We start from the raw sequence: 12586 nt of genomic DNA on the forward strand, positions 1-12586 counted from the left end.
GCACCTCGAACAGCCCAAGACGGTCGCCGACCACATCCTGGGCTTCCTGAACAGCTGACCACCCTCCAATCACCCAGAACTCGAAGGGTTGACCGAACCATGACTGACAAGGAAAGGCAGGAGGCCATGGCTGTGACGACTCCTCCGTACACGAGCGACGCACTGGCCGAGGGGACCGTCGACACGGTGGTGATCGGCGGGGGCGCCGCGGGGCTGAACGGTGCACTGATCCTCGCCCGCTCCCGCCGCTCGGTCGTCGTGATCGACAGCGGCTCCCCGCGCAACGCACCCGCGAAGGCCGTGCACGGCCTCATCGCCCTGGACGGCACCCCACCGCCCGAAATCCTTCGACGGGGCCGGGAGCAGGTGCGCCAGTACGGCGGACGCGTCGTCCACGGCGAGGTGGTCTCGGCCGAGCCTGCCGCCCCGTCGGCGGACGGGGACCTGCGGTTCACCGTCACCCTGGCCGACGGCCGCAGCATCACCGCTCGCCGCATCCTGGTGGCCACCGGCCTCAGGGATGTGCTGCCGGAGGTGCCCGGGCTCGCCGAGCACTGGGGACACAGTGTGGTGCACTGCCCGTACTGCCACGGCTGGGAGGTGCGCGATGAGCCCATCGGCATCCTCGCCACCGGCCCCGCCTCCATCGGCCACGCGTATCTGTTCCGCCAGCTGACCGAGGACCTGACCTACTTCACCCACGGCACCGACCTGGACGAGGACAGCCGCGCCCGCTTCGCCGCCCGCGGCATCCGCGTCATCGACACCCCGGTCACCGAGGTCGTCAACGATACGGACGGTGCCCTGGCCGGGGTGCGCCTGGCCGACGGCCAGGTCGTGGCCCGCCGCGTCGTCGCGGTCGCCGCGCCGATGCAGGCCCGCACCCAGGGCCTGGAAGGTCTGGGCCTGCCGGTGCAGGACCTGCCGAACAACATGGGCCGCGCTTTCGCCTCCGGCCTGGCCGGCACCACCGAGGTGCCGGGTGTGTGGGTGGCTGGCAACGCCACCGATCTGGTCGCCCAGGTCGGGGCCTCCGCAGCGGCCGGCGCACTGGCCGGCGCCGACATCAACAGGATGCTGGCCGTCGCGGACACCGACGCGGCCCTCCAGGGGATCGCCGAGGGAAGCCCACAAGGGGCCACAGGATGATCTTGAAGCCCGGAGATCTCAGCCCGTCGCCCGCTCGCCTCACGGGCAATCAAGTGATTCCGGTCGTCCGCCCCGTCCCCCTCAGGAGCTACTGATGCCCTTCCTTTCGAACACCCCTGTGGAGAAGATGACCGGGCCGTACGCGCGGCGCTGGTGGGCGCTGCTCGTGCTGTGCCTGAGCCTGCTGATCACGGTGATGGCGAACACGTCGCTGATCGTCGCCGCCCCTGACATGACCACCGACCTGGGCCTGAGCAGCAGCGATCTGCAGTGGGTCGTCGATAGCTACACCGTTCCGTACGCGGCGCTGATGCTGGTGCTGGGCTCGATCGGCGACAAGTACAGCCGGCGCGGCGCGCTGGTGCTGGGTCTGCTGATCTTCGCCGGCGGTTCGGTGATGGGGAGCATGGTCGACGAGACCTCGCTGGTCATCGCGGCCCGCGCGATCATGGGTGTCGGTGCCGCGGTCGTGATGCCGGCCACGCTGTCCCTGGTGGTCGCGACCTTCCCCCGGAGCGAGCGAGCCAAGGCCATCACCGCCTGGGCCGCGACCTCCGGGCTGGCGGTAGCCGTCGGCCCGCTGGTCTCCGGCTGGCTGCTCGAGGACCACGCCTGGGGCTCGACCTTCCTGATCAACGTGCCGATCGCCGTCCTCGCCGTGTTCGGCGCGCTCGCCCTGGTACCGCCGTCCAAGGCGGAGGGCATGGGCCGGATCGACTACGTCGGTGGTCTGCTGTCGATCGTCTCCGTCGGCTCCCTGATCTACGCCGCCATCGAGGGCCCGCACTCCGGCTGGGGCGTCGGCCCCGTCGCCGCCGCCGTGGTCGCCGGTGTCGGTCTGGTTGCCTTCGTCGCCTGGGAGCTGCGGCACCCGCACCCGATGCTGGACGTCCGAAAGTTCGCGCTGCGGCCCTTCAGCGGCGCGATGCTCGCGGTGCTGTTCTTCTTCTTCGGTATGTTCGCCGTGATCTACTACTCGACGCAGTTCCTGCAGTTCGTCCTCGGCTACGACGCCCTGGACACGGGCCTTCGGCTGCTGCCGCTGGGCGGTGCGGTGTTCCTCGGGTCCGCGGTGACCGGGACGCTCACCCCGAAGCTGGGGGTGAAGGTGATGGTCGTGACCGGCATGGTCGTCGGCACGGCGGGCATGTTCCTGCTCACCCAGATCGACAAGGGGTCGACGTACGGGGACTTCCTGGCGCCGCTGATGATGCTGGGCCTCGCGCTCGGACTGAGCATCTCCCCGGCGACCGACACGATCATGGGCTCCTTCCCCGAGTCCGAACTGGGCGTCGGCGGCGGTGTCAACGACACCGCGCTCGAACTGGGCGGGGCGCTGGGCATCGCGGTGCTGGGCTCGCTGCTGGGCACGGCCTACCGGGACGAGCTGACCGACCTGGTGGGCAACCGGCTCCCGGGCGAGGCGATGGAGATCGCCAAGGACTCGGTCGGTGGTGGCCTGGCCGTCGCGGAGCGGGTCGCGCAGGATCCCTCCGCCGGGCCCCAGCAGGCCCAGGCCGCCGTGGACGCCGTCCACCAGGCCTTCGCCCACGGTGTCGCCCAGACCAGCCTCATCGGCGGGATCATCATGGCCGGCGGAACCCTGATCGTCCTCGCGGTCCTGCCGGGCCGGCGCGGGTTCGCGAGGAAGAACTCCGAGCCGGGGGCCGGGACGGCGGCGAGCGATGCGGCGGCTGTGCGGGAGCACACCGTGTCCACCCGTTAGATCGCCGGCAGGGCGTCCACTGGATCGCCGGGGACGCGTCCGCCGGGTCGCCGGGCACCGCCTCCGCCGGATCGCCCGCCAGGCGCGCCGGGCAGGAGCCCGGCGGCGCGAGACGCGCAGGGCGCGGGCGTGGTCCACGGTCCACAGCCACACGGATCCTCTGTCGGAACACCTCACCGTCCTCGGCCTCCGGGCCGCCCCGGGGCTCTCCTCCGGGGCGGCCCGGAGGCCAAGGGCCGTGAGGTGACAGCGGCGGTCGCCGCAGACACCGCCCTGCGACGACGGTCATGCTCGATGCGACCGTCGTGAACATCGCGCTGCCCGAGGCGCAGCAAGACCTCGGCTTCAGCGACGGCAGCCGGCAGTGGGTCATCACGGGTTACGCGCTGGCGTTCGGCAGCCTGCTGCTGCTCGGCGTCCGACTCGGTGACCTGTTGGGCCGACGTACCCTCTTCGTGATCGGCTTGGCAGGTTTCGGGGCCGCGTCCGTCGTCGGCTCACAAGCCCAGCGCGCTGGCCGCGGCGCAGGCCGGGGTCGAGGGCTACACGGCCACCCTGGCGTGGGGCTCCGGGTTCTTCGTGGTCGGTGCGGTGATCGCGGCGTTCCTGATTCCGAATCGGGCTCTGGAGCCGTCCGAGGGCGAGCCCGTGATGGCCCACTGAGCCTGGATCCACCCTAGAGATGCCCTGCTACCTGCGATGACTGTTGTTCTCAAAACACGAATCAGCGCAGGAAAGCAGAGCATCTCCAGGGTTCCACCGCGACCGTCTCGCCCTGCGCATCCACGACGGGGCGTTCTCCGCGATGGACCTCACCGCCCGCCACCCGCGCACCGGAGAACTGCTGTCCGGCCTCGGGCCGCCAGCGCCGGAGTCAGCGAGGGTCGTTCTTCGCCTGGCTCCAGGCGAACCGCCGTTCCGGGAGCACACAGACTCGCGAGCCGAGTAGGGCCACACCATCACATCTACGCGGGTCGGCGGGCTGGTCGCGGGATCGTCCTGCGATCGGCGCCCATGGTCTGGAGTTGGTCGCCGGTCGCGCGCACGACTAGGTCCAGGACGTCGCAGCAGGTCGAGACGCCGATCACCGTGCAGGTGCCGGGTACCGGCTCGGAGGGGGTGCCCGGCTGCAGGAGAAGGTCACCGCGATCCATTCGCCGGCCCAGGACGAGGAGGTTGCCGCGGCGGTCACCACCGACTTCCTCAAGCGTCCGCAGGTCCAATGGCCAAGCAGGCTCGTCCGGGCCCGGGCGCGACCGGCCAGGTGGAACGGCGATCCGGCCTTTGAACCCAGGCCCGAGGGAATCCACCAGGTCAAACGCCCTCTTACGGACTTACGGAAGGTCAGCCAGCTCGCCGTCTACGACCAGCGTGCCCTCTTCTCCGTTGAGGCTGCCGCCGTCGAAGGTGGCGACGCCGACAAGCCGGATCTTGCGGGTGGTCCGGTTCAGTGGCGCTCCGGTCAGGTTTCCGGCCGATCCGGTGGTGAAGGTGATCGATAGATCGGAGTCACTGCCCGGGTCTGGCAAGTCGAAGTGCAGGTCGACCGGCAGGCTCACGGATCCGGCGGCCTTGTTGAAGGTGCCGTTCCCCCCTCCGGTGCGGGTCACGGTCACCGGACCGCTATCGGTCCGCACTGTGATCGGAGCGAACGAGCTGATACTCACCTGGGTACGGGCGTCGTTGAAGAACAGTCCGATCGTGACCGGCACCGTGAAGGGGCCCGGGGCCCGGTCGTTGGTCGTGGTCAGGGTCGCAGTACCGGTCAGTGTCGTGAACAGACCGAGCAGGCGGCGGATCTCGAGATCCATCAGGTAGGTCATGTGCTCGTTGGTCGCCCGCACCGAGTGGGAGCCTATGCCAAAGCCCTGAGCCGCGCTGAAACTGCGGGTGAAGCCTGGAAGGGAGTCGTCGCCGCTGGTGACGTCGTGCTCTGTGCCGCTGACCGCGATGTTGAGTGCTGATGTGGCTGGAATCCGCACCGCGAAGCTGCGGTTGATCAGGGTCTTTCCGATGCCCAGATCGTTGTCCCGGAACGTCTGGGTCTGCCCGTTGACCTTGAAGGTGAACTCCGCCTCGGCGTTGCTGCCAGGATCATGGATCTCGCTCACCGCGATACTGCGGAAACGCACCTCAAGGTCGGTTACGGCCACTGGCTGCGGGGTGGCAGACAATCGCTCACGCTGCATGGTGGTCCTCCCTGGAACGACGAGCAGCCCCGAGTTCACGCTCCACGGCCGAACGAGCAGTGCTGTGGAGAAGGCGGGGCCCCTTACTTGTCACTGCCCATGCCCTCTGTCTCCCAGTAGGTCAGCGCGCAGGCACCGAGGCATATCGAATTACTCCGAACGGGTGAATCGACGCCGGTGCTGGACACTGCGTGGCGAACGACTGCTCATTGCACGCTGAGCGGGCCGATCGGATGCAGTCGGAATATCGAGCCACAGGCAGGATTGAAAACAGAATTGAGCTTGTTTCTTAACCTTTCGAGCGTTGTAGGGCGATAACGGTCTTCTCGCGGCGGACGGTTTTGCCCACGTCATAGCGGGGTGCCCGGTGCTTGTTCGGGGTTGGTGCAGGGCGGTCGCCCGAGGCCGGGCCGGTGCGGTTTCGGTGCTCTGGCGGGCCAGTGCATGTGCGGGCGGAGGTTCCGAAACGTGCGCCGGGCCCGCGCGGGAGTGAGCCGGTGTGATGCGGTCGGCTTCTCCCACGGGTGTCGCAGATCGAGAGTGACGGGCGGGCGAGTCTGAGCTGGGTGTAGCCGGCGATGATCAGCCACGTCCACCGGTCGGCCGCCTCGGGTTCTCGCAGCCGGGGCCGCGTCCAGCCCAGCGTCTGCTTGAACAGGCGGAACGTGTGTTCCAGATCGAAGCGTCGCAGGAATGCCTGCCAGGCCCGGTTGACGTCCGCATCGTCGGTGCCGGTCTTCGAGGACCACAACCACACCGCCGGGGCTGCCCGGTCCTTCGACAGGTGATCAACCTCCAGCCGGATCAGCGTGCCCTCGACAGCGGGAGTTCGCCTTCGTGGTCCAGCTAGGCGGTCCGATGGGTCAGACGCGGGTGGACCAGGTCCCACGCCTGCGCGGTCGCCTTGCCGTAGTTCGCGGTGGCGGTGCGGGTGGTGACGGCGGGCTCGGGCCAGGTCTCGGGCTTGGCGAAGCGGAACTCCGGGCCGTGCTTCGGCGGGCGGCCACCCTTAGGGGCGTAGACGCGCGGCGGCCTCGGCAGCCGCATCACACGGTCACCGCGAACACGGCCGACCAGCTCAACGGGCAGATCCCGCAACACACAGGCCAGCCGGGTCACGTCGTGGCCTGCGTCCGCCACGATGACGATGTCAGGTTCACCCGGCGCCCACTGCCCCGCCGCGACAAGCCGTTCGACAACGCCGCGGAGCTGGGCGGCGGTAACCGCGGTGGCGTCGTCGGCCGGTCCCATACGGACCGCGTCCAGGATCTGCGTCCACGAGGTGGCGCCCATCTCCAGCACGGCGACGACCGAGTACGGCCAGCCGGGGATGAACTGCGAGGCCGTCTTCGCCCGCCCGTAGACGTGGCAGAACAGGCGGTCCGGCGAGCACGGCGCGTCCGACCGCAACCACGGCGACACCTCGACGGCCAGGGCCAGGCGCGCGTCCGGGAAGCGGGTCAGCGACAGCCCGGCCAGCGACGACCACAGCCGGTCGGTGTCGACCCGGCCCTCGTTGAGGCCGTCGTACATCGCACCGTGTCCACGGCGGTGTTCGGGCAGGAGGGTCAGCTCGACTGCCGAGTGCACCGCGCCGGGCCCACACAGCACCCGTCCGCCAGCTCGAACCGCTCATCTCACCACGTCCGGTCAGACACGCGTATAGCTCGTCGCGGAAGCGTGACGCTTCTCCTACCGCGGCTTCAGGCAGCAGACCCACCCTCACGGCCTTCGTCTCATTCAGCGCGCCTTGATCGGGATACACAATCAAACGAAGGCCGCCTCAGCGGCAGGAGAATGCCCAGGTGAGCGGTTTAGTTCGAGGACCGTTTCGGCACTGGAAGGTCGAACAGGCCCGCTACGCGGGTGCAGTTGATGAGTTTGGGCGGCGATAGGGGTCTGATGGAGGACACCCGATCTCTGGAGGCTGCCCTATGGCTGAACCACACGTTCTGGAAACTCGGAAAGCAGCTCTGGAACGGGAGATCCACGTCGAGCGGTTGGCGCTCGCTCAAGACCTCGCCGACAGTGTGCCCGCACCGATACTGGCCGGACGATCTGGGGGGCTGGGGGCAGTGGTGGCTGGGGCTGGGCGGGCTGACTGCGGGATTGGTGATAGCGGTGGCGACCGCGCCGGCCGGGGTGTCGGGAGCGGTGTTCCTTCTCCCCGTGCAGCTGAGCGTGTTCGCGGTGCCCAGCCCGGCGGTCACGCCGACGAACCCTCTCTTCAACGTCGTCGCCGGTCCCGGCTCGCTGTGGCGCTCGCCGGCACCGCTGGCCAGCCCGCAACAGCCTGACCCAAGGCCGGCACCCCGCCCCACCACACCCCGATACACCATCAGGCACCCACACACCCAACAACGTGACAACGCCGTGACCGCATACGTTCGCCAGGTCGGCGGCTCCCCGGAACCCGAACAGTGCGGTTGGCCCGGTGAACCTGAGCGGTCACCGCACTATCCTGGTTCCGGAACGCGGACGGAGGTGCGGACACAGATGAGCAAAACCGATCCGCACATCCACGTTGAGCAGAAGCTGGTGCAGGCCGGCTCCGACGTCCGCAACATGATCGTGTCGACGTTGGGCCGCGTGCCCGACGCACCAAGCGTCGTCACCACCGGTTGCGGACACCAGGTGCCCTACGCAATGACCTCTGCCCGTCCGGAAAGTGTCACGTGCCTCCCCTGTCGGGAACATGCTCACCGGGAGTACCTGCGCTTCGCCGACCAGGTCGAGAACCTGACCCGGATGCCCGGTATGACCATCACCGGTGACCAGGCGGCCACGGCCGTGGCACGGCTTCAGGACCTCGCGAAGAGGTTCTCTGCCTGAGGTGCTGTGAACGCATTGGTTCGCCTCCTCACTTGGCAGGTTGGGCACATCTCGGTCATCGCAGGGCAGAGCCTGTTCGATCGTTGTCTGCGTCGGCTGCCCACACCTGAACGGTTCCGTCGGCGGCGCCATTGGCGAGGGTGGAACTGGCCGTGTCATAGGACAGGCTGGTGAAGGCCTGCAGGTGGGCAGCCCGGCCAGACCTCTCCTCCAGCGCGCCATGTACGGCGCCTTTGTTATGACCTCTTACGAGGTCTGCGGCCGGCGCTTCAGTGCTCGAAGACCGCCGTCGCCACCGGCACTGCCAGCAGCAGGCTGAGTCCGACCAGGGGGAGGCGGTCCAGCCACAGGATGGCGGCGAATTCGCGCAGCGTCGCGGCCAGCCAGTAGGCGGGGGAGGTCGGCGCGCCCACGACGTGCACGGACACGCCGACGCGGCGGGCCAGCAGGGTCGTGCGGTATACGTGGAAGCCGCTGGTGACCACCGTGGCACAGTGGCCGGGAGTGGTGCCGTCCACGAGGGCCGCGCTGAAGCGGAGGTTCTGCCCGGTATTGACGGAGCGGTCTTCCCGCACGATCCGGTCGGCGGGCACTCCGCGTCCGCGCAGATAGTCGGCCATCGCGTCCGCCTCGGAGCGGACCTCGTCGCCGCCCTGGCCGCCCGAGACGACGAACACCACACGAGGCGTGTCCGGTGCGCGGGCGGCGTCGATCGCAAGGGCACGCTCCAGCCTGCGGGTCAGCAGCGGGCCGGGCCGGTCGCCGTTGAGCCCGGCGCCCAGGACGACGACATGGGTGGTTCCCGGCAGGGGGGTGCTGCGGCCCCGGACGAACACGTAGCCGGCGAAGGCCAGGAAGAGCAGAGTGAGGTATCCCGCGGCCGCGTTCAGCACGACCAGGAGGGCACCGAACGCCTCGCCGCCGACCACGTGGAAGATCGCGTTGAGGCCGAGGACCGCCAGCACCGCGCAGCCGGCGGCCCCGGTCGCCAGCAGGGCTGCCTGCGGTCCGTAGCGCCGGACCAGGAGGACACCGTCGGCCAGCAGCAGCAGGCCCAGCGCGAGCGCCAGGAGCAGGGCGGCGACGGCGAGGACGGTGGCGATGGTCGGGTGGGCTGGAGCACTGCGACCGGCCACGCCGAGTCCGGCAGAGGTCACCGCGAGGCACAACAGGACGGCGGTGGAGAACCGGTGCGGTGCCAGCAGGGCGTTGACGACGCCGCCCGCGGCGAACACGACCGCGGCGAGGTACTCCGGGTACTCCGGCATGTGCCGCACCGCTCCGCTCTCCCGCCCGCCGGGCCGCTGCCCGTACCCGCCCGCCTCTCGCCGCCCACTCGTTCCCGGACCCGGCACGGACGGCTGCCGGCCATCCTCCCAGGCCTGTGGTGGTGTGCCGAACGCGGGCGGGCAGTGGTGCACGTTCCACGGGACCGGCATGTCCTGCCGGTGGTGCTGAACACCTTCCGGGATCCCGGCCAGGCAGGGGTACGGCTGCGTCTGTACGCCGATCTCCGGCAGGTTCCTCACCCAGTCCTCCTCGCCGCACGAGACACTGGTCCCCCGCCCGCAATGAGGACTTGTTCGTCTCCGTCGTCAGCGGTATCGGCTTCTTCGGCGCATGCGTGTTCGTGGTCGGTGCTGGATTCTGGTGGGCCAGCGGGGGCGACATTCGGCGCTGGCGGGACTGGCGCACCATCACCGGACAGACCGCCGCGATGACCGTCGTAGGCCCCCTCTCTTTATACGTCTGGGGATGCTTCTGATCGTTCTCAGGACGGGCAGGCCGTGACGCTGCAGGATGCGGTGGGCGGTGGAGGCTGCGATGCCGCATCGGGCGGCCAGCCGCAGGGGTCCGATGCGGTGCTCGCGCCGTAGGCGCACGACCTGTTCCTCAGTGGCGGCCGGGGTCCGGCGGGGCTGGTGCTGCGGGCGGCTGGAGCGGTCCTGCATCCCGGCGGCTCCGTGCATCCGGTAACGGCCTGCCCAGCGGGCTGCGGTGGTGTGGCTGACCTGGAAGCGCTCCGCGGCCCGCCGTATCGGCCAGCGGTCCTCGACGACACACCGAGCCAGACGCAGCCGGCCGGTCGGCGTCAGCGGGGCGTTACGGTGGGACAACGAGGGCCTCCTGGCAGTCGGTTGTAGATCTCGCAGTCCACACCGAAACCAGAAGGCCCTCACCCCTTTCAAGGACCGCTCAAGGCGTGTCGCCCGTCACCAACGTCCCCGAACAGCACAGGGCGTTTTCTTTCGGATCACCTCGCCGACCAGATGAAGATGGCGGCGATGTGGAGTCCGGCGAGGTAGATGGCGGCGGACTTGTCGTATCGAGTAGAGGCACACCGCCAGCCCAGGAGCAGGGCGCCACCGAGCAGCGCCTCAAGGAGATCGCCGCTGAGGCGCTCAAGGAGGTGTACATCCGGGGTGACGGCCGCCGTGCCGGGCAGCTGGAGGAGGTCCGTTTCACGGACATTGAGCACCTCCAGTTCGACCCGTAGCAGGCGACCAGAGCGTTCGCGCTCTACAAGCCGGGCGCGATTGGTCTCGACACGCGCAGGGAATTGAACTCAGCGGGGGATCACCCACTGGACGGACGTAGTGCCGAGAGTCTGTGAGGTGTGCATGGCTGGTTCGCAGACCGCGTCGGCGGCGGGGAACTTGTTGGAGCGCTGGGATCAGCGCGGACTGACCATCGCTTGTCTTGTCGCCGTTTGCGGATCAGTGACCGCTGCGCTCTTCGGACTGTCCGCTGCCTGGCAAATGCCATTCCTGTTCACGGCGGTTTACGCAATCCTGCGCTCCCTCGTCCCCATCACCGCGTCGCAGCGAGAGCTGGCCGAGCTCCGCACCGAAGTGGAACTGCTGCGGCGCGACTTCGATCAGGTGAACCGATCACGTATAGAGCACTATCCGGACGCGGCGGCGTTTTATAAGGCGGAGGTTGACTATCTCGTCAGCCGCTGCCCTAGCCATTTGGACGCCTGGTACATGCGGCTTGAGACTCCGGATGACTTCAGCGCATCGTCTGCAGCCTTCTCGGATTACTTCCAGGCGGTACTCGACTGGGCGCAGAACGGCGGATCGGTGCGGCGCCTGTTCTGCCTCGGCTCGTCCAGAGGGTATGCCAGCTGGACGGCACGGCATCGGGAACAGACCCGCCACCTGCGCAGCTACAGCATTCGCGAGGTGACCTGGCCCATCAAGGCCGACCTCATGAGCATGGCCATCATGGACACGAGCGCGGTGTTCCTCGCATTCACCGTCGGCGACCGAGTCCAAGGTATGCGCATTGAGGACAGAGAGGCCGCAGCGTACTTCAAGTCGTACTTCGACCGGCACTGGGAGAATGCCAGGGAGGTGACACGTACCCCCGCGCGTTGAGGTCTGGTCAGGTCGCGTCCCTCCCATGCAAGCGAGCGAGGGACCGACGGCGGCATCGAAGTGTCGCCTCATCTTCGGGGCTGGGCGTCCAGCACCTGCTGCAACGCCTCGAACTCCTCGACACACTTGCCGGAACCGAGCGCCACGCTGTCCAGCGGATCCTCGGCGATATGGACCGGCATGCCCGTCTCGCGGCGCAGTCGCTCGTCCAGGCCGCGCAGCAGCGCCCCGCCGCCGGTCAGAACGATTCCTCGGTCCATGATGTCGCCGGACAGCTCCGGCGGGCACTTGTCGAGGGTCATCTTGACGGCGTCGACGATCGCGTTGACCGGATCCTCGATCGCCTTGCGCACTTCGGCCGCGGAGATGACGACGGTCTTGGGATGCCCGGAGACCAGGTCCTGGCCGCGCATTTCGGTGTGCTCGTCGGAGTCCAGGTCGCACGCCGAACCGATCGTGATTTTGACCTGCTCGGCCGTGCGCTCACCCAGCAGGAGGGAGTACTCCTTCTTGACGTGCTGGACGATCGCGTTGTCCAGTTCGTCGCCCGCGACGCGGATGGACTGGGCGATGACGATGCCACCGCAGGAAATGACCGCCACGTCCGTGGTGCCGCCGCCGATGTCGACCACCATGTTGCCCGTCGCCTCGTGGACCGGCAGGCCGGAGCCGATAGCTGCGGCCATCGGCTCCTCGATGACGTGCACTTGGCGGGCGCCGGCCTGAACGGACGCCTCGATGACGGCGCGGCGCTCGACGCCCGTGATGCCCGAGGGCACACAGACCACGACCCTCGGACGAGCCAGATACCGCCGCTTGTGGATCTTCAGGATGAAGTAGCGGAGCATCCGCCCCGCGATCTCGAAGTCAGCAATCACACCGTCCTTCAGCGGACGAAGGACAACAATGTTGCCGGGCGTACGCCCGATCATCTTCTTCGCTTCGGCACCAACCGCGAGGATGCCACCGGTGTCGGTGTTGACCGCGACAAAGGACGGCTCGTTGAGCACGATCCCACAACCCCTGACGTACACCAGCGTGTTGGCGGTCCCGAAGTCGACAGCCAAGTCACGCCCCATGAACGACATTGAGTACCCCATCAGGACTCGTCTGCCCTTCCCACGATTTCTGCAGGGCCCTTCAGTCGGCGAGGCGGATGCTGCTCCGCATAAGCGGTGAGGCGCCAGGGCGCGTCGCTGCTTTGACACTGGCTCTGCCCCGCTGCACTCCATCAGGCTCTTCTCCGCTGCACTCCATCACCGGACCGTATCGGCGTGCCCGCCGCAGTGAGCCGCTGCCACGCCGCCTGC

The 12586-nt window shown here is 68.5% G+C and carries 8 protein-coding genes and 6 pseudogenes; 9 read left to right on the top strand and 5 right to left on the bottom strand.

Going from position 1 to position 12586, the window contains the following annotated elements; all coding sequences use genetic code 11:
- Window positions 1-126 precede the first annotated feature (126 nt).
- From AC07F0_RS26910 to AC07F0_RS26925, 4 genes and pseudogenes are all read left to right on the top strand, one after another.
- Entirely contained in the window at window positions 127-1149 is a 1023-nt protein-coding gene (locus tag AC07F0_RS26910; protein ID WP_478982823.1) for an NAD(P)/FAD-dependent oxidoreductase, read from the top strand.
- A gap of 94 nt (window positions 1150-1243) precedes the next feature.
- Window positions 1244-2875, top strand: coding sequence for an MFS transporter (locus AC07F0_RS26915; protein ID WP_478982584.1), 1632 nt, complete (start codon window positions 1244-1246; stop codon window positions 2873-2875).
- Between the two features lie 287 nt (window positions 2876-3162).
- A pseudogene (locus tag AC07F0_RS26920) lies at window positions 3163-3381 on the top strand (MFS transporter); the annotation flags it as partial.
- Window positions 3382-3951: 570 nt separating this feature from the next.
- A pseudogene (locus AC07F0_RS26925) lies at window positions 3952-4095 on the top strand (DUF6192 family protein); the annotation flags it as partial.
- 114 nt (window positions 4096-4209) lie between these two features.
- On the opposite strand, the gene AC07F0_RS26930 reads toward AC07F0_RS26925, so the two are convergent.
- Window positions 4210-5064, bottom strand: coding sequence for a hypothetical protein (locus AC07F0_RS26930; RefSeq protein WP_478982586.1), 855 nt, complete (start codon window positions 5062-5064; stop codon window positions 4210-4212).
- Between the two features lie 289 nt (window positions 5065-5353).
- A pseudogene (locus tag AC07F0_RS26935) lies at window positions 5354-6784 on the bottom strand (NF041680 family putative transposase).
- 338 nt (window positions 6785-7122) lie between these two features.
- Here AC07F0_RS26935 and AC07F0_RS26940 point away from each other — a divergent pair.
- Both AC07F0_RS26940 and AC07F0_RS26945 read left to right on the top strand, forming a co-directional pair.
- Window positions 7123-7326, top strand: a pseudogene (locus tag AC07F0_RS26940) (sulfite exporter TauE/SafE family protein); the annotation flags it as partial.
- A 234-nt stretch (window positions 7327-7560) separates the two neighbouring features.
- Window positions 7561-7896 carry a hypothetical protein gene (locus tag AC07F0_RS26945; RefSeq protein ID WP_478982824.1) on the top strand — a complete coding sequence of 112 codons (336 nt, stop codon included), beginning with the start codon at window positions 7561-7563 and terminating at the stop codon, window positions 7894-7896.
- Between the two features lie 269 nt (window positions 7897-8165).
- Here AC07F0_RS26945 and AC07F0_RS26950 read toward each other — a convergent pair whose 3' ends face one another.
- Window positions 8166-9335, bottom strand: coding sequence for a YdcF family protein (locus AC07F0_RS26950; protein ID WP_478982588.1), 1170 nt, complete (start codon window positions 9333-9335; stop codon window positions 8166-8168).
- 191 nt (window positions 9336-9526) lie between these two features.
- Here AC07F0_RS26950 and AC07F0_RS26955 point away from each other — a divergent pair, with 191 nt between their 5' ends.
- Window positions 9527-9661, top strand: a complete 135-nt coding sequence (locus AC07F0_RS26955) for a DUF6336 family protein (protein ID WP_478982825.1) — start codon at window positions 9527-9529, stop codon at window positions 9659-9661.
- Here the strand turns inward: AC07F0_RS26955 and AC07F0_RS26960 are convergent.
- Window positions 9660-10013: pseudogene (locus AC07F0_RS26960) on the bottom strand (helix-turn-helix domain-containing protein); the annotation flags it as partial. The gene AC07F0_RS26955 and the pseudogene AC07F0_RS26960 sit on opposite strands and share 2 nt — an antisense overlap.
- Window positions 10014-10243: 230 nt before the next feature.
- Between AC07F0_RS26960 and AC07F0_RS26965 the strand changes: the two are divergent.
- Both AC07F0_RS26965 and AC07F0_RS26970 read left to right on the top strand, forming a co-directional pair.
- Window positions 10244-10393 (top strand): annotated as a pseudogene (locus AC07F0_RS26965) (telomere-protecting terminal protein Tpg); the annotation flags it as partial.
- Between the two features lie 124 nt (window positions 10394-10517).
- Window positions 10518-11276, top strand: a complete 759-nt coding sequence (locus AC07F0_RS26970) for a hypothetical protein (protein ID WP_478982590.1) — start codon at window positions 10518-10520, stop codon at window positions 11274-11276.
- Between the two features lie 68 nt (window positions 11277-11344).
- On the opposite strand, the gene AC07F0_RS26975 is transcribed toward AC07F0_RS26970, so the two are convergent.
- Window positions 11345-12364 (bottom strand): rod shape-determining protein, encoded by a 1020-nt coding sequence (locus AC07F0_RS26975; RefSeq protein WP_478982826.1) that lies wholly within the window; start codon window positions 12362-12364, stop codon window positions 11345-11347.
- Window positions 12365-12586: the final 222 nt, after the last annotated feature.

It is taken from the genome of Streptomyces sp. NPDC045955 (genome assembly GCF_056430805.1).